The 15,564-nt window shown below is 59.2% G+C and carries 17 protein-coding genes; all 17 read left to right on the top strand.

Annotation, left to right across the window (positions count from 1 at the left end; translation table 11 throughout):
- Positions 1–90: 90 nt before the first annotated feature.
- Positions 91–681: a hypothetical protein gene (locus tag HALTITAN_RS01955; protein ID WP_051051797.1), complete on the top strand. Its 591-nt coding sequence runs from the start codon at positions 91–93 to the stop codon at positions 679–681.
- Between the two features lie 34 nt (positions 682–715).
- Entirely contained in the window at positions 716–907 is a 192-nt protein-coding gene (locus HALTITAN_RS01950) for a hypothetical protein (protein ID WP_035537911.1), read from the top strand.
- 74 nt (positions 908–981) lie between these two features.
- Positions 982–1,419: a hypothetical protein gene (locus HALTITAN_RS01945; RefSeq protein ID WP_200890270.1), complete on the top strand. Its 438-nt coding sequence runs from the start codon at positions 982–984 to the stop codon at positions 1,417–1,419.
- 39 nt (positions 1,420–1,458) lie between these two features.
- Entirely contained in the window at positions 1,459–2,247 is a 789-nt protein-coding gene (gene sctJ, locus HALTITAN_RS01940; RefSeq protein WP_201764669.1) for a type III secretion system inner membrane ring lipoprotein SctJ, read from the top strand.
- 9 nt (positions 2,248–2,256) lie between these two features.
- A complete protein-coding gene (locus HALTITAN_RS01935) occupies positions 2,257–2,916 on the top strand; it encodes a hypothetical protein (RefSeq protein ID WP_009286090.1) in 660 nt (219 codons plus the stop codon).
- The gene (locus tag HALTITAN_RS01930) at positions 2,913–3,500 is read left to right on the top strand and encodes a FliH/SctL family protein (RefSeq protein WP_009286089.1); all 588 of its coding nucleotides are present in this window, start codon (positions 2,913–2,915) and stop codon (positions 3,498–3,500) included. The genes HALTITAN_RS01935 and HALTITAN_RS01930 overlap by 4 nt, the downstream gene beginning before the upstream one ends.
- On the top strand, positions 3,497–4,834 hold the full coding sequence (locus HALTITAN_RS01925) for a FliI/YscN family ATPase (protein WP_039857495.1): 1,338 nt from the start codon (positions 3,497–3,499) through the stop codon (positions 4,832–4,834). Before HALTITAN_RS01930 ends, HALTITAN_RS01925 begins: the two co-directional genes overlap by 4 nt.
- Positions 4,831–5,313 carry a hypothetical protein gene (locus HALTITAN_RS01920; RefSeq protein WP_039857494.1) on the top strand — a complete coding sequence of 161 codons (483 nt, stop codon included), beginning with the start codon at positions 4,831–4,833 and terminating at the stop codon, positions 5,311–5,313. The genes HALTITAN_RS01925 and HALTITAN_RS01920 overlap by 4 nt, the downstream gene beginning before the upstream one ends.
- Positions 5,310–6,389, top strand: coding sequence for a type III secretion system cytoplasmic ring protein SctQ (gene sctQ, locus HALTITAN_RS01915; RefSeq protein ID WP_039857493.1), 1,080 nt, complete (start codon positions 5,310–5,312; stop codon positions 6,387–6,389). The genes HALTITAN_RS01920 and sctQ overlap by 4 nt, the downstream gene beginning before the upstream one ends.
- A complete protein-coding gene (gene sctR / locus HALTITAN_RS01910; protein WP_039857492.1) occupies positions 6,382–7,041 on the top strand; it encodes a type III secretion system export apparatus subunit SctR in 660 nt (219 codons plus the stop codon). The genes sctQ and sctR overlap by 8 nt, the downstream gene beginning before the upstream one ends.
- Position 7,042: 1 nt before the next feature.
- On the top strand, positions 7,043–7,312 hold the full coding sequence (locus HALTITAN_RS01905; protein ID WP_027958373.1) for an EscS/YscS/HrcS family type III secretion system export apparatus protein: 270 nt from the start codon (positions 7,043–7,045) through the stop codon (positions 7,310–7,312).
- Positions 7,313–7,330: 18 nt separating this feature from the next.
- A complete protein-coding gene (gene sctT / locus HALTITAN_RS01900) occupies positions 7,331–8,158 on the top strand; it encodes a type III secretion system export apparatus subunit SctT (protein WP_009286087.1) in 828 nt (275 codons plus the stop codon).
- Between the two features lie 161 nt (positions 8,159–8,319).
- Positions 8,320–11,877: a hypothetical protein gene (locus tag HALTITAN_RS01895; RefSeq protein ID WP_039857491.1), complete on the top strand. Its 3,558-nt coding sequence runs from the start codon at positions 8,320–8,322 to the stop codon at positions 11,875–11,877.
- 23 nt (positions 11,878–11,900) lie between these two features.
- Positions 11,901–12,950 carry an EscU/YscU/HrcU family type III secretion system export apparatus switch protein gene (locus HALTITAN_RS01890; RefSeq protein WP_009286085.1) on the top strand — a complete coding sequence of 350 codons (1,050 nt, stop codon included), beginning with the start codon at positions 11,901–11,903 and terminating at the stop codon, positions 12,948–12,950.
- Between the two features lie 110 nt (positions 12,951–13,060).
- A complete protein-coding gene (locus HALTITAN_RS01885; protein ID WP_027958370.1) occupies positions 13,061–13,525 on the top strand; it encodes a hypothetical protein in 465 nt (154 codons plus the stop codon).
- Between the two features lie 194 nt (positions 13,526–13,719).
- The gene (locus HALTITAN_RS01880; RefSeq protein ID WP_009286084.1) at positions 13,720–14,631 is read left to right on the top strand and encodes a LysR family transcriptional regulator; all 912 of its coding nucleotides are present in this window, start codon (positions 13,720–13,722) and stop codon (positions 14,629–14,631) included.
- A 2-nt stretch (positions 14,632–14,633) separates the two neighbouring features.
- A complete protein-coding gene (locus tag HALTITAN_RS01875) occupies positions 14,634–15,542 on the top strand; it encodes a LysR family transcriptional regulator (RefSeq protein ID WP_009286083.1) in 909 nt (302 codons plus the stop codon).
- Positions 15,543–15,564 lie beyond the last annotated feature (22 nt).

Genomic DNA, 15,564 nt, shown 5'->3' with positions numbered 1-15,564 from the left:
GATGAAGCGTGATGCGTGTTTACCCCAGAAGGGCAAAAACTCAAAAAGACAGATTGCCGGTCACTCAACTGTCATCGGGGGGTGGGTAGGATGATGGCAGATAGGTGGAAGCACCCCTGGCTGGGCCATCTTGTGATGCTGGTGCTTGGTTGTTGTTTGCCAGACAGCCCCACGCTGGCCGCCGAGGCGCCTTGGGCGGATCGTGAATATCGCTACATTGTTATTGAGCAAAGCGTGCGTGATGTGTTGCAGGAGTTTGGTCGCAACCTGTCCCTGCCCGTTGAGGTCAGCGACGCGGTGGATGGCGAGGTGCGTGGTGATATCCGCGCCAGCACCGCTGGCGAGTTCCTCGAACAGGTCTGCGAATCCAATGGCCTGGGATGGTTTTACGATGGCTACGTACTGCATGTCGCCGCCCGACAGGAGCTGAGCCGCCGGAGGTTTGAACTCACGGATGTCGATGTACCACGCCTGCGCGCGGAGATTACCCAGGCACAGGTCGGCAAGCCGTTGAGCGCAATGATTAATGCAGAGCACGACAGTCTTGAAGTGATGGGGCCACCCGCCTGGATAGCGGACATAGCCCAACGGGTCGAAGCGTTGCGCCAGCCGAGTGCGCCGTCGATCCCCGCTGAAGTTAAGGTCTTTCGAGGCAGTGTGGCCCAGCCGCCTGGCTCGTGAGTGAGCAAGCGATGAAACCCACAGGAGGCAGTCCATGGCTATCGATCCCGTAAGCAGTAGTAACCCGGCAACAGAGTCGCTCCCCGATTCCCAGGCTTTCGACGACGCCGTCGATAACGCGAAGCTGCAGGAAACAATGGTAGAGGGAATGGTCAAGGTCGGCGGGCAGATGATTCTGATGCCGATGATGAACAATATTCTCAAGGAAGCACAGTCCGACGAGTAATGACGAGGGCGCGACCCCAACCGCGGTGTTCGCGCCTTTCTCATTCTATGCGACGGGCTATTCCGACGAGGTGAATGATGACTCCCGTGACACCACCGGGCAGCGGTGCGCTAACTCCGACACCCATGCCAGAGGTTAGCGCCGATACGTTGGCATCACAGAATATTTTCGAACATATGACACAGCAAGCCGGTTCATCTTTATCGGGGGCCAGCCCCAGTGAGCTGGGGTCAAGTCTGCTCAACAACCTTGATGGCTTTATTGACCGAGTCAATAACTTCGCTCAGCAGGCTAAGACTCCCGATGTGCAAACACCTGATCGTTTAGCTCAGGTGATGCCCCAGAGCGTGCCCGACGCTGGCGACACGCCACCCGCCTTGGGGGATGACAAGCTGGCGCAAGTCGTCGAATCGCTGGGGCGTGTTTTTGATCACTCCATCGAAACCACCATGATCGTTCGCGGCGCCACTCAGGTTTCGGGGTCGGCGAATACCTTGCTAAAAGGCCAATGACACTTGCACTTTAATAAACAATTCGACGGCAAGCAGCAAGTGTCACAACGCAGGTGGCGTAACGCCCTGCGGGGCATGGTGTTTCTGGTAATGGCGCTGCTGCTTCAGGCCTGCGACACCGATCTCTACACTAACCTCGACGAGCGCGAGGCGAATATCATCGTGGCAACGCTGGCCCGCAACGGCATACCTGCCGCACGTCAGGCACAGGACGAAGGCCAAATGACCGTCACGGTCAGTGAGGAGCGCTTCGCCGAGGCGGTAGAGATACTCGATCGTGCTGGGCTGCCGGAACAGAAATTCGCCAACATGGGGGATATCTTTCAGGGCAATGGGCTGGTGTCGTCTCCCGTGCAGGAACGCGCTCAGATGATCTTTGCGTTGAGTCAGGAGCTCTCGCACACCGTGTCTCAGATCGACGGCGTACTCTCGGCGCGGGTTCATGTTGTGCTGCCGGACAATGATTTGCTACAGCAGAACAGTACGCCGTCTTCGGCTTCGGTCTTCGTTCGCTACATTCCATCGCTTGAGATCGCCCCCCTGATTCCACAGATCAAGACGCTGGTAGCCAATGGTATTGCTGGCCTCTCCTACGACAAGGTCTCGGTGGTGCCTGTTGTCTCGGCTATTCCCGAGGAAATGGACACGCTGCCGCAGCCGATGATGGGCTCATTTCTGGGTGTCGCGATGCCAGCGTCCAGCGTTTCCCGTATCGGCTGGATCATCGGTCTGCTGAGCGTTGCGGTGATCGGGCTTGCCGCTACGGTGTGCTGGTTGGTCTGGCGTCAGCGTCGCCAGCGTCCCTATTCATTGACGACAGCGCCATGAGACAGCTCCATGAATAGTGCCTCTCAACGCGCTAGCGAATCGACCGCACCAGGCTCTGATATCGAACCACCGGTACGGGTTGCTCTCGACCACTGGGTTGACTGCCTGGACGGCATTGCCGCCGACGCGATGCTGCGCCGTTGGTGCACTCAGCCGCGCTTTCGCCAGCGCCTGCTTGCCCGCCTGCAGCGCCGTCACCAACTTGCCTCTATCGCGGAGCAGCAGCTAACGGATGCCGCCGACCAGGCGCTATGTCAGTTGGACAGCGATGATTTTACCGCCTGTGCCCGTGCCGCTGGGGTGATCATTCACGCCAATGCCTTTGTACGCGAAATTCATGCACCGCGAGTTGCGGCACTCAAACAGCGTTTCGGCGCCGAGCTCTATTCCCTGGCGCTTACCTACCGTGATCGCGGCAGCGCCGAGTTCTGCGCTGAGGACGATCTCAATGCGCTGGAGGCCGCCGTCGAACATGATGGCCGACGCTGCCTGGAGCGTTGGTGGCAAGCGCAAACGATGGAGCTGCGTGCCTGGCTACGGCTGGGGTGGGCTGGCCAGTTTGAGGAGCCTGAAACGATCGCAGCAGATACCGCTGCTGTTGATATTGCCCGCTTGGCCGCTACACACGGCCTCTTCCAAGTCGACGATGAAGAGCGAGCAGGGATATGAATTCACTGCCACCCCGCCCTGGGAAGATCATCTTGCGCGCAGAGGAGGCCAACGCTTGGGTCGATGGCTACGCTTTTCTCGAGCGGGCGCGTCAGCGAGCCGATGATCAAGAGGCCCTCATTCTTCGTGCCCGCGAAGAGGGCCATGCCGAAGGCTTTGAAGCCGGTCGCCGCGATGGTGAAGCCCGCGCCGCTGAGCTACTGGCCAGCACCCAGCGTGACGTCAAACGTTATCTCGACGGGCTCGGCCCCGAGCTGGCCGAACTGTCGCTGACTCTGGTACGGCGTATTCTCGGCGAGTTCGACGATGTAGAACTCATCACTCGCTGCGTACGCCATGCCCTGAGCGAGTGGCGCCATGAACACCTTCTCCGTATTCGTGTTGCACCGCCGCTAGAGGCGCGAATCGCCGAGTCTCTCGCCGCATATCCGCCTGCGACGGCCGACTATCAGGTCGAGGCCGACGCGCAACTGGCGCTAACCCAGTGTTTGCTGGTGAGCCCCATCGCGGTTATGGACATCGGTCTGGAATCGCAGCTCGAGGCACTGCGACGGGCCTTTCGGGATGATTGGGAGGGTGCATGAGCGCGAATGCGTTCGGGGATCTGCTGCCGCGGCTTGGCGAACGTTTTGCCCTAGCCCAAACTCGCCCCGTCAATGGTCGGGTACGCCGCATTCGCGGTTTGTTGGTTTACGCTAGCCTCGAAGGCGCTGGCATTGGCGAGCTTTGCTACCTGCGTGATCCCGTCAGCGGTCGCCGTGTCGCCGCGGAGGTGATCGGCTTCGAAGAGGAGAATGTCGTGCTCTCGCCGATTGGCGAGCTCCAGGGGTTGTCGACCCGCAGTGAAGTAATTGCCACTGGCAGTGCCCAGGGTGTGGCCGTGGGTGATGCCCTGCTCGGTCGCGTCATCAGCCCGCTCGGCGACTGGCTTGATGGTCGCGCTGCACCAGCGCCCGGCTCGCTGCGCCATTACCCCGTCCATGCCGAGCCCCCCGCGCCGCTGTCCCGCCAGTTGATTGAGCAACCGCTGGCACTCGGGGTGCGTGCTATCGATGGCCTCAATACCGTTGCCCGCGGCCAGCGCGTCGGACTGTTTGGCGAAGCCGGCGTCGGTAAGTCATCACTACTTTCGGCCATCGTCCGTGGCAGTAGTGCAGAGATCGTGGTACTGGGGCTGGTGGGCGAGCGCGGCCGGGAAGTCCGCGAGTTGCTTGATGTGCAGTTGGGTGCCGACGCGCGCCAACGCACGGTATGCGTCGTGTCCACTTCTGATCGACCAGCGATCGAGCGCGCCCGCGCCGCCATGGTGGCGACCAGCGTGGCGGAATATTTCCGTGATCAGGGGCGCGATGTGCTGTTGTTGGTCGACAGTCTTACCCGCTTCGCCCGCGCCCAGCGCGAGATCGGACTGGCTGCCGGTGAACCGCCGACGCGTCGTGGTTACCCGCCTTCACTGTTTGCGGCGCTGCCCCGTTTACTCGAGCGCGCCGGGCCCGGTGGCGCGTCGGGAGGCACCATTACGGCAATCTATACGGTATTGACCGAGGGCGATGGCATGCTTGATCCGGTGGCCGAGGAGGCCCGGGCCATTCTTGACGGTCACATCGTTCTGAGCGCCGATCTCGCCCGCCGTGACCACTTTCCAGCCATTGATATCCTCGCCAGCCGCAGCCGCTTGATGGAAAACGTTGCCAACGCCGAGCATCGCCGTGATGCCGGCAAAATGCGTGAGTTGATGGCGCTTTATCGCGATGTCGAGCTGCTACTGCAAGTGGGCGAGTACCGGGAAGGTAGCGACGCCGCCACGGATGAGGCGATTCATAAGCGTGCTGAGATCGAGGCGTTCCTACGCCAATCCCGCGACGACCACAGCGCGTTTGAAGACACCTTGAAACAGTTAAGGGAGGTCGTCCAATGACGTCGCAACGTCAGCTTGACCGGCTGATGCAGCTTCGGTGCCAGCGTACGCGTCTCGCCGAGGAAGCCCTGGCGGCAGAGCAGCGCAACTGTCGGGAGTTCGAGGCCCACTGCCAGACGCTCGGGCAGGCCCTGGAGCAGCACCAACACCAAGCAGTTCAGCGTGAGCAGGCTCTGTTCGAACAGGGTGAACAACGACCGCTGAACGCCGAGGATCTGGCCGGTTGGCAGCAAACACTTGCCGACGATGCCGCCCACCAGGAGGCATTGCTTGAGCAGCAGGCAAGCAGCATCCAGACCCTGCGGGCCGCTGAGCGAGAGCGCGAATCCCGCGCTACTGAATGGGCGCACCGGTTACGCGCCCAACGTGCGCTGGAACAACTCCAGACGTATCAGGGGCAGGCGCAGGCAATCGAGGCCGAGCGCCTAGCCGAACTGGAAATGGAAGAGAGCCGGATCGGCCGGGCAGGTGAAGTATGACTGCCTTCAGCTCAACCGTTCGCGCGGAAGTGACGCCAGTGCCGCTAACCCTGACGCACTATGATGCCGAAACGCTAACCCTGCATAACGCACTGCATCGGTCTCGTCAGCCGCTGACTTTCGGCTGGCATGGGCGTTCTGCCAGCTTGTACCTGATGCCGGAAGCGACGGATGTCACCGCTGAGATGACCGTTGCGGTATGCCTCGGCAACGAGCAGCTGACCTTGAGCGCCAGTTGGCGCACATTCGACCATCTCAGTGAGCACCCTGATCGCAGACGTTCTATGGAGGATGTCGATGCGGAGTTGGCCGCGATGTGGCTGGAGGCGGTGTGGTTGGCGTGGCTTGAACCGCTGGAGGCGACCCTGGGTGTCGACATCCGTGTACAGCCCGCCCATCCACAAGGACGACCGGCAAACCCGATCCACATCACCCTGGCCTTCGAGCTCGACGGCGAAGTTCACCCGCTGCGTGTGGGGCTCACGACGTCGACTGCTAAACAGTTGCTCCCCCTATTTGATCGCTATTTCCCCACGCAGCTTGTGATGGCGAGCGGCGTAATGGTGATGCTTAACCTAACGGCCGGTGCCCAAACATTGACCCTGGGGGAGTGGCGCAGCCTTCGCCCGGGCGATGTGGTTATGCTCGAGTCATTCGCCACTAGCGACGATCCCAATGGCGCAACGTTGAACGTTGGCGACCGGTTTAGCGTCGGCGTCAGCTTAAGCGCCGATAGCGTGTGCCTTAAAGGCCCGCTGACCTCTCTTACCTCTTCCCAAGCGTCGAACCCACCATTCGAGAACCTCATGAGCGAACCCCCCGTGGATAACCCAAACCTGGATGATCTGCCCGTCCGCCTGACCTGCGAAATGGGCAAACTGGAGATGTCGCTCGGCGAGCTGCGCGCGTTGGGCGAAGGCAGCGTGTTGCCTATGCAGCGCCGACCTGAGCAGGCGGTCGACCTAATCGTCAACGGCCGCTGCATGGGGCATGGCCGCCTAGTGATGATCGGCGACGGTGTCGGGGTACAGATCGAGAGGCTCGCGCTCGATGAAGGGCACGCCGGAGATGAGTGAATTTCAGCCCAATTTGATCGCCATCATCATCGTCGTTGCGACCATCGGCCTGGTGCCATTGGCGGTGGTGACCATGACGGGCTTTCTTAAAATCGCCGTGGTGCTGTTTTTGATCCGTAACGCGCTCGGCGTGCAGCAGACGCCGCCTAACCTGGTGCTCTACGGCATTGCCTTGATTCTAACGGTCTACATCACCACGCCACTGGTTGGCGATATGGTTCATCAGTTAGAGCAGCGACCCGCAGGGATGGGCAGCGTCGAGGAGATCAAGCAAACCGGCGAGGCGCTGCGTGGGCCCTTGCAGGATTACCTTTCTCGCTATGCCAGTGAACGCGAGCGGGCTTTTTTCATTGATGCGACCCGTACGCTATGGTCGGAGGAAGCCCGAAGCGACCTTCAGGACGACGACTTAGTGGTGCTTATTCCTGCCTTCGTGAGCTCGGAGTTGACCCGTGCTTTCGAGATCGGTTTTTTGCTCTATATCCCGTTTCTGGTGATCGACTTGATCGTCTCCAATGTGCTGATGGCAATGGGCATGATGATGGTCTCACCCACGTTAATATCAACTCCACTCAAGATATTTCTGTTCGTTGCCGTGGACGGCTGGTCACGGCTAATGCACGGCTTGATTCTTAGCTATGGTGGAGGCTGAGATGAACGACGATATCTTTCTCTCACTGATGCAGAACGCGCTGTGGACGGCACTGCTGGTATCGGCGCCGGCGCTACTGGTGGCGATTATGGTCGGGTTCGGGGTCGGTCTACTGCAGGCGTTGACACAGATTCAGGATCAGACACTGCCGCAAGCCGTCAAGCTGGTTGCCGTACTGCTGGTGCTGATCATCGCCGGGCCGCTACTGGCCGGGCCCGTCGTCAACATCACCGATCAGGTGTTGAACAACTTTCCAGCCTGGTCTCGTTGAGCCGGGCCGGCGTCGCTTATGCACTACGACGACTTCGCCCGCTTCCTGACCGATTTCGCCTATCCAATGATCGCGGCGGCAGCGGTCGGCGTGGCACGGGCGCTAGGCATGGTGCTGGTCACGCCAGCGTTTAATCGCCTGGGGCTGACCGGCATGATCCGCTCGGCAGTGGCGGTGACGATCTCGATTCCGCTGATGGTGCCGTTATTCGATGCCATGGTGAATGCTGAACAGCTATCAAGCTTCACCCTTACCGGCATGGTCATCAAGGAGTTGCTGATTGGCGTTGTCATCGGGCTTGTCTTTGGTGTTCCGTTCTGGGCCGCGGAAGTGGCTGGCGAACTGATCGACTTACAGCGCGGCTCAACCATGGCGCAGATACTCGATCCCATGGGCTCGACTGAATCCGGCGTTACCGCAACGTTGCTGACCGTGACTTTGCTAGCGCTGTTCTTCATTACCGGCGGCTTCATGCTGCTACTTGATGGCTTTTATCGCAGCTACTCGTTGTGGCCGGCGGTGAATTTCACGCCACTCATGACCAAAGCATCGGCGATGGCGCTACTTGGCCTGCTCGACCAGGTGATGCAGATTGGTGTGTTGATGATAGCGCCGCTGGTCATCGCGCTTCTGGTCGCAGATTTGATGCTCGCCTACCTCGCGCGTATGGCGCCCAACCTACACGTCTTTGACCTGTCACTCCCTATCAAGAACCTGTTGTTTGCATTCTTGATGCTGGTCTACGTCATTTTTCTGATCCCCTTTATGCTGGAGCACCTCGATGCCGCCAATCTCTATATGGAACGCCTGGAAGCCATATTGGGCGCTATGGTGGGAACGCGGTAACAACAGGGGACGCGGGGTACTTTGAAAAGAGGGTATCAAAGCAGCATCACAAAGTTGCCATTAGAGTGTCACGCAGTCTCTTCAGACTGGTTTTCCGTCAGTGAAATTGGGCTTCTCGTTGCCTGCCCCATCAGCTTGCGCTAACCGTGGAGGAGTATTCGATGCGTGTCGATCCAAAAACCAACCCCAAAGCAACACCGTTGACCAGCGCCTTTGGAAATTTTGGCTTTGTCCTCGACCTGGCAAAAAAGGCGGAAGCGGGCAAAGATACTGTGGAAGCGGGCAAAACGCCGTTGATGCCGGGCAGCCAGGATTATGAGGACACGCTGAATTCACTGGCAGTGGATATGGCGGATGGCATCGATATCGACAACCGCAAGGTGTCCGCCCTGAAGGGAGACGCTGCGGATAAGTTCGAGGCGCTGGTCACCGCCGAGCTCAATGCGCAGCGCGCCGATGGCAAAAGCGCTGATCTGTCCAAGGCGATCGACAGCGCCAAGGACGCGCTGTTTGACCGCATCGGGCATGCCCTGGACAACGCAGATCGAAACGCCGACAAGGGCCTCGATGTCTTCGAGGGTTACTGGAAGCGCCATGGTGGTGAAGAGGCTGCGATCAACGCGGGCTATGACGCCTATGATGACTTTCTGGCCGATACCACGCTGACCGACAAACCTAGCTACGAAGATAACCTCAACGCTCTCGCTTCCGGGTTGGCTGGCGGCACGCTGACCGATCAACGCAAGATACTACATCTGGACTCCTCCGATACACTGTCCCAGCTCTATAAGAATCTGATCAAGAGCAAACTGGATGAAGGTGCCACTACTGAGGAAGCGCTGAGCGAGGTCAATGATGAGCTGCGTGACCGTCTCGAAAACGCTGGCGGTAAGAGTGTGGTCAACGTCTTCGATGGCTACTTCAAACGTCACGGTGGTGAAGAGGATACCAAAGCGCTGGCCGAAGAGACTTACCTGACCAATCGCGACGAAGGTGACATCGCCTACGACGATACCCTGGATTCGCTTGCCAGCGATATGGCTGAAGGCATCGACATCGACAACCGCAAGGTGCGACCGCTGACAGGAGACGCCAGCGATCAGTTCAGCCAACTGGTGGAGTACCAGCTTAACCAACAGCGTGAGCGGGGCGAGGCGCCGGATCTACAGGCAGCCATCGACGAAGCCAAGGATGCCCTCTTTGACCGTACCGGCAACGCGCTGACCGATGCTGATAAGGACAGCAAGGACGGGCTCGATGTGCTCAATGGTTATTGGGAGCGTCATGGTGGCAAGGATGCTGCCACCTCCGCTGGCTTCGAGGCCTACGACGACTTTCTCGCCGACACCACCGTGACGGATAACCCGAGTTATGAGGATAACCTCAACGCACTGGCCTCTGGCTTGGCGGGCAGCACGCTGACGGGGTCGCGCCAGATTCTGCATATCGAAAGCTCCGAAACGTTGTCGCAGCTCTATCAGAACCTGATCGACAGCAAGATGAGCGACGGTGCCTCCCTCGAGGACGCCACTGCCCAGGTTAACGATGACCTGCGCGAGCGGATCAGGCACGCTGCCGGAGACGACGGCAAGGCGGTTCAGAATATCTTCGACGGTTATTGGTCGAGGCACGGTGGGGAGACCAACACCCAGCGCCTCGCCGACAATGCGGAGCTGGACACAGCCCGGCGCGATCATGATCTACCGGCCTTCAGCGATGTCGATATTCAGTCAATGGAAACCAGCGAGACAGATCCGGACGACAGCTCACGCAAGCTGACCGTCAGCGAGCTGACCTGGCAGAACCTGATCGAAGAGTGGAAGACGGGGATAGAGGACGGCAGTATCGATAAAAACGATGAGCGCGCCCAGTTCTACCGTGCGCTGCGAGCCCAGGGCGCGCTTGAAAACGGCCTGGATCTGGTCGGTCTCGATATGTCGGAAGGCTTGAGTCTTGACAACGTCACCGGCGAGGATCTCTCATCCATCATCGACGGTGAGAAGCTCGATGAAAGCCTCGGCGAGCTATTCGCCTCCGAGGCGGTGCAGGAGGATTATCAGGCGACCCAGGCAGACGCGATCGACAAAGTCGCCAACAAGGACGCGATCGCTTCGCAACTGGAGGAGACCGCCTTCAGCGAGGAGTACATCAACTACATCAACGACCTGCGCGAGAGCGGCCAGGGGGAACTCGCCGAGCAGGATATCTCGCGAACCTACAATGCACTTTCGGCGCTGTTCCCGGCAACGGAAGAGAGTGACAAGGCAGCCGAGTTCGCCCAGAGCCTGCAGCTCGACTCAATGATCACCGATCTCGACGATCTGATCGCCAATCCCGACAACATCAACGATGCTAACTTGGCCGCTGGCACCCAGGACGTGGTCAAAACGGTGCTGACGGCGCTCAAGCGTGCAGGTATCGATCTCCCGAGACGTACCGTCGAAAGCATTGATAAGTTCGTGCATGAGTTCATGAACAATGAGCAGTCGGCGAAGACTTTCGGCAAGGCACTGCAGGAACTCGGCAACAAGTTCGAGAAAAATGGCAGCCTCACCGAGGCGGATATTAAGAAGACGCTGAGCAAGGATGCCTATACGGCGCTCAACGAGAAGACCAACGGCGGCATGATGTCGCTGATCTCTCACCTCAACGGCAATGGCGCGCTGGGTACCGTTGGCGGTCTGATTTCACTCACTTCCGGCGTCTACCAGCTTGCAGGTGGCCGTGTCGCCGACGAGGCGGAAGCTGGAATCGCCATTACCAAAGAGCTGGTCAGCTTTCTTGGCGCGAGCCAGCATTACGTCAATCTCGGCAGCAATATCAGTGACACTCTCTTCGGCACGAAGGCCAACGAGATGCTGGGGCTGGACAAGACTCTGGACGGCATCTGGAGCACCGACAAGCCAACCCCGGGCGGTAAGGAACCGGATCGCTTTCTGCGCTTGAGCGAGAATTTCCAGAGCATCGTCGATTCGGCGTCCGTCGATGATCAGGGCAAACTCAACAAGATACTGAATCTCACGCCCGAGGAAGCAGAAGCGGTAGTCAAAGGTGTCGACAAAGGCTTCACTCCCAACCCCGAGTTGCCAAAGGCAACGACTACGACACGCAGTGTCAGCTCATTTCTTCGCGTGCTCGATGGTGCTGCCAACTCTGCAACCGGTGCGATGGACATCGCCCTCGGCGGACTGATGATCAAGCGCGGCGTGGACAGTGGTGAGGGCGCTACCATCGCTCAGGGCGCCGTTACCGTCGCGGCGGGTGCCTTCGGTCTTGCCGGTGGAGCGTCATCGCTGGCGGCGCTCAAGGGCCTTGCCGTCGCCCGTGCCGTCACCGGGCCGCTGTTCTGGATATCCGCCGGTCTGACGGTGGCGACGCTGCCGTTCACTATTGTCGAGGACATCAAGCGCACCAACGCGCTGGAGGGTCATAAGGCTGACCTCAAGGAACTCTTCACGTCGCTCGATGAGGATGGCCTACTAACCGAAGATGGCCTGACCCGTTATGAGTTTCTCGAAGCGTACGTCCGTAGCTACGGCCAGCGCGATGCGCCGGACGACGAGAGCATTTTCGACTACCGTAGCAACGAGTATGAGTTCTACGTAGAGGAAGGGCATCTACCTGACTCGACCTGGGACGATTTCGAGCACGAAGATTACGCAGGTGATGGCAACAATCTCGATACGCAAATGGATAAAGGCTCGACAGTAGGTTCATAGGTTCATAGGGTCACAGCAGCGCCATGAGCCAACAGCCCTCTGAAGAGAAATCGCTGCCGCCATCGTCGAAAAAACTTCGCGATGCGCGCAAGAAAGGCCAGGTCGCCAAGAGTGCTGACCTGGTCACCGCGATGGTGATGTTGGCCTGCACGCTTTATATCGCTATCAGCGTGAATGACATCATTGCCCGCGTGCAGGGGTTGATCGACTCAACCGCGCGACTCTATACCGAGCCGTTCGATACGCTGTGGCCACAGTTGATGACCCAGGCAGGCGAAGTACTGCTGCTGTCGGTGCTGCCGCTGGTCGGCCTAACGCTGTTGGTGATCGTGCTGACCAACATTGTGGTATTGCAGGGTTTTGTATTCTCCACCGAACCGGTTCAGCCTAAGCCGGAGAATATTGATCCGGTTCAGGGGGTCAAGCGCATCTTTTCGGTACGCGGGCTGGTCGAGTTTCTTAAGTCACTGTTCAAGATGGTGGCATTGGCCGTCGCGCTGGTGATTGTCTATCGCCTGGGCCTACAGTCGCTGATGGAGTCCTCACGCTGCGGCTACCCCTGCGTTCAAGGTACTTTTCTCGCCTTACTCCAGCCGCTGGTCATCACTGCACTGATTGCCTTCTTACTGGTTGGTGCTTTCGATGTGCTGCTCCAACGCTGGCTATTCGAGCGCGACCAGCGCATGACAAAGACCGAACAGAAGCGTGAGCGCAAGGATCAGGAAGGCGATCCGACAATGAATCAGGCGCGCCGCAAACAGCGGCGCGAAATGCATGAGCTGAACGCCAAGATCGGTGTTCAGTATAGCTCGCTGATGATCGGCACCGCAGACGGTTGGCTGGTCGGCATTCGCTACATTCGCGGCGAAACGCCAGTGCCGTTGGTGACCTGCAAGGCCTCACCCGATCAGGCCGCTAGCTTGTTGGCAAGTGCTGCGCCTCGCCGAGTCCCGAGAGTCGCCGACCCGAGGCTGGCCGAACTCATCGCCAAACGCGCTGGCAATGGCGATCCGGTTCCTGATGGTACCTTTCAGGCGGTCGCCGATATGCTGGTGGCGGCCAAGCTGATTTAGCCATCACTCGGTTGCAATCGTTTGCCATGCCACATGATTCATACGAATGACATTAAACCGAGCAACAATAAACAGGCTGTCCAACCAAACCTCTGCTTGGGAGATATCCGATGTCTACTACAGTGTCACCTACAAGCGTAAACGCCCCCACTCAAAAAACCTCCACCTCATCCTTCGACGACCAGTTGAATATTGCCAAATCCAGTCAGGTTCTAGTGGATTATTTGAAGCAGCAGGGCAAGTCGGCGATCAATGCCGATGAGCTCGCTCAGCTTGCCAACAATTCGTCAGGCAGTGTCCCTGCTGAAGTTTCGGCAGCTGCCTCCTATATGACGCGCCACACCAGTGTTTATACGGCCATCGAGACTCATGATGTCCAGGGTCAAGATGGCCTTTCTGGCGTCTGGAATTTCGAGTGGGCGGCAGACGGTGGCCTCGAAGGCACATCGGTAGAGGCGATGGCGAACATGCAGGATGTCTTTGATCGTGCGATCGCTAAGTCTGCAGAAATTACCAAGTTGACCACAGAGAGCAAAACTGGATTGGATGCCACCAAACAGCGTCCGAGCAACTGAGTTTGCTTGCACGATGAACAACTAGACGCATTAAATCGTTTGTCGAGTGGCGGATAATAAAGGCCTAGGCCTAATAAACCATCGGCGACGTAGCTGCATAAAAAAGCTCTGGTGGGTATACAGTCCTGGTAGGTATAAACCTAGCGGGTATATAGAATACCGTTAGTGATGCTTACCCTGTTCCTGGAGCTGCCTTGGATAGATTCGAAGAGATGCGCGTGTTTGCAGCGGTGGCGCAACTGGAAAGCTTTGCGGACGCCGCACGGCAGCTTGCGCTGTCGCCGCCTCGGGTTACCCGGGCGGTGGCAGCGCTTGAGGCGCGCTTGGGCGTTGCCTTGTTACAGCGCACCACAAGGCAGGTGCGCGTGACGGAGGCGGGGCGCCGGTATCTGGAGGATGCCCAGCAGGTGCTTGCTCAGCTTGTGGAGGCCGAGGCCGCTGCGACCGGCAGTTACCTTACCCCACGTGGCCTGTTGCAGGTGACCGCGCCGGTGCTGTTCGGCGAGTACTTCGTTACCCCGCAGATCGTCGATTATCTGGAGCAATACCCTGACGTGCAGGTGCGCGCTGAACTGATCGATCGACCGGTCAACCTGCAGGAGGAGGGCATCGATGTGGCGGTGCGCATCGGCCATGTGCCCCAGGATTGTCAGCACTTGACCGTGCCAGTCGGTGAGGTGCGGCAGGTAGTTTGTGCAAGCCCCGCGTGGCTGGCCGAGCACAATGAGCCAACGCACCCGCAAGAACTGGAAGCATTGCCTACCGTGGTGGCCGAAGGCGGCAACTTGAGCGGCCACTGGTGGTTCGAGGAGGAGGGCAAACGCATTGAAGTAACGCCCTCGCCACGGCTGCGCATCAGCGCTATTCATGCGGCGTTAACGGCGGTCGAGGCAGGTGCCGGGCTTACTCGGCTGCTGTCTTACCAGGTGGCTGCCAGTGAAGCCGAAGGTCGAGTACGGCGCGTGTTAACGCGTTTCGAACCAGTGGCCATTCCCATCAATATCTGGGTGACAGCGGGCCGTGGGCGTGCCGCCAGTGTGCGTACCTTCGTTGATTTTCTTGCCGAGCGGCTACGTGCCGACCCGGCGCTCGCCTACCGCAGTTAACCATGGCACTCTCCCCTGAATCACCGCTACGCTTTGAGGCCTTAAAGGCGCTTTCCGCCGTTGCCAGGCACGGCAGCGTGCAAGCCGCGGCTGAAGCGTGCAGCCAGTCGGCGGCGAAGCTCCACCGTCTGCTGCGTGCTCAGGAGCAGCATCTGGGGGTTGCTTTGGTCACTACCTCTGCCAGAGGCAGCACGTTGACGGCGGCGGGCGAGCGATTGCGCGCCTACGCCGATACGCTGATCCACGCAGTCTCCGACGCCGACACCAGTGCGCGCCAGGAGCACCGCGAGCTCAACGGCACGCTACGTTTGCAGGCGCCCCAGGCGTTGATGGAGCCACTGCTGGTGCCGTTAGTGTTGCGGCTGCAAGAGCAGCATCCTGCGCTGAAGATCTGCCTGCTGGCTGATGAATATCCCATCCGTATAGAAAGCGATGCACCGGCGCACCTACGTCTGATGCGTGGGCCGCTGCCTGCCTCCGCTTATGCCAGGCCCCTGGGTGATTTGCGCGTTGGTCTGTTTGCTAGCCCCCGTTACTTGGACAAGACCGGGCGCCCCGGTAGCCTGCAAGGCTTGGCCCGTCATGCGCTTATTCACTGCTCCAGTGAAGGACAAGCGCCTGTCTGGCGCTTGGCTGAAGACTACCCGCTCCGTTTTGAGCCCAGGCTTGCCATCAGTACCAGTGCTGCTGCGCTGCGGGCTGCCATTGGAGGTGCGGGTGTCGTGTGTTGCTACCAACTGCAGGCGCGTCGCGCCTGCGAGCAGGGGCTGCTTGAACCCGTTGCTGAACCCCTTTGGCCTGCGGGACACCCTCTGGCGCTCACCTATACCCTTGGCATCCGGGCGCCTGCCAGCGTTATGGCCTTCCTGGAACTGGCAACACCCTGGTTGCGAACGCAGTTGGTCGGCTGATTATTTCATTCAGCGCAATTTT

Origin of the sequence: Vreelandella titanicae BH1 (genome assembly GCF_000336575.1) — a bacterium.
In the GTDB taxonomy this organism is placed as follows: domain Bacteria; phylum Pseudomonadota; class Gammaproteobacteria; order Pseudomonadales; family Halomonadaceae; genus Vreelandella; species Vreelandella titanicae.
This window is presented reverse-complemented; position numbering and strand designations above follow the sequence as displayed.

Excerpts from the sequence above, each read along its gene's own strand:
- HALTITAN_RS01955 (WP_051051797.1), top strand. The coding sequence starts at position 91 with ATGATGGCAGATAGGTGGAAGCACCCCTGGCTGGGCCATCTTGTGATG.
- HALTITAN_RS01950 (WP_035537911.1), top strand. The coding sequence starts at position 716 with ATGGCTATCGATCCCGTAAGCAGTAGTAACCCGGCAACAGAGTCGCTC.
- HALTITAN_RS01945 (WP_200890270.1), top strand. The coding sequence starts at position 982 with ATGATGACTCCCGTGACACCACCGGGCAGCGGTGCGCTAACTCCGACA.
- HALTITAN_RS01935 (WP_009286090.1), top strand. The coding sequence starts at position 2,257 with ATGAATAGTGCCTCTCAACGCGCTAGCGAATCGACCGCACCAGGCTCT.
- HALTITAN_RS01930 (WP_009286089.1), top strand. The coding sequence starts at position 2,913 with ATGAATTCACTGCCACCCCGCCCTGGGAAGATCATCTTGCGCGCAGAG.
- HALTITAN_RS01925 (WP_039857495.1), top strand. The coding sequence starts at position 3,497 with ATGAGCGCGAATGCGTTCGGGGATCTGCTGCCGCGGCTTGGCGAACGT.
- HALTITAN_RS01920 (WP_039857494.1), top strand. The coding sequence starts at position 4,831 with ATGACGTCGCAACGTCAGCTTGACCGGCTGATGCAGCTTCGGTGCCAG.
- sctQ (WP_039857493.1), top strand. The coding sequence starts at position 5,310 with ATGACTGCCTTCAGCTCAACCGTTCGCGCGGAAGTGACGCCAGTGCCG.
- sctR (WP_039857492.1), top strand. The coding sequence starts at position 6,382 with ATGAGTGAATTTCAGCCCAATTTGATCGCCATCATCATCGTCGTTGCG.
- HALTITAN_RS01905 (WP_027958373.1), top strand. The coding sequence starts at position 7,043 with ATGAACGACGATATCTTTCTCTCACTGATGCAGAACGCGCTGTGGACG.
- sctT (WP_009286087.1), top strand. The coding sequence starts at position 7,331 with ATGCACTACGACGACTTCGCCCGCTTCCTGACCGATTTCGCCTATCCA.
- HALTITAN_RS01895 (WP_039857491.1), top strand. The coding sequence starts at position 8,320 with ATGCGTGTCGATCCAAAAACCAACCCCAAAGCAACACCGTTGACCAGC.
- HALTITAN_RS01890 (WP_009286085.1), top strand. The coding sequence starts at position 11,901 with ATGAGCCAACAGCCCTCTGAAGAGAAATCGCTGCCGCCATCGTCGAAA.
- HALTITAN_RS01885 (WP_027958370.1), top strand. The coding sequence starts at position 13,061 with ATGTCTACTACAGTGTCACCTACAAGCGTAAACGCCCCCACTCAAAAA.
- HALTITAN_RS01875 (WP_009286083.1), top strand. The coding sequence starts at position 14,634 with ATGGCACTCTCCCCTGAATCACCGCTACGCTTTGAGGCCTTAAAGGCG.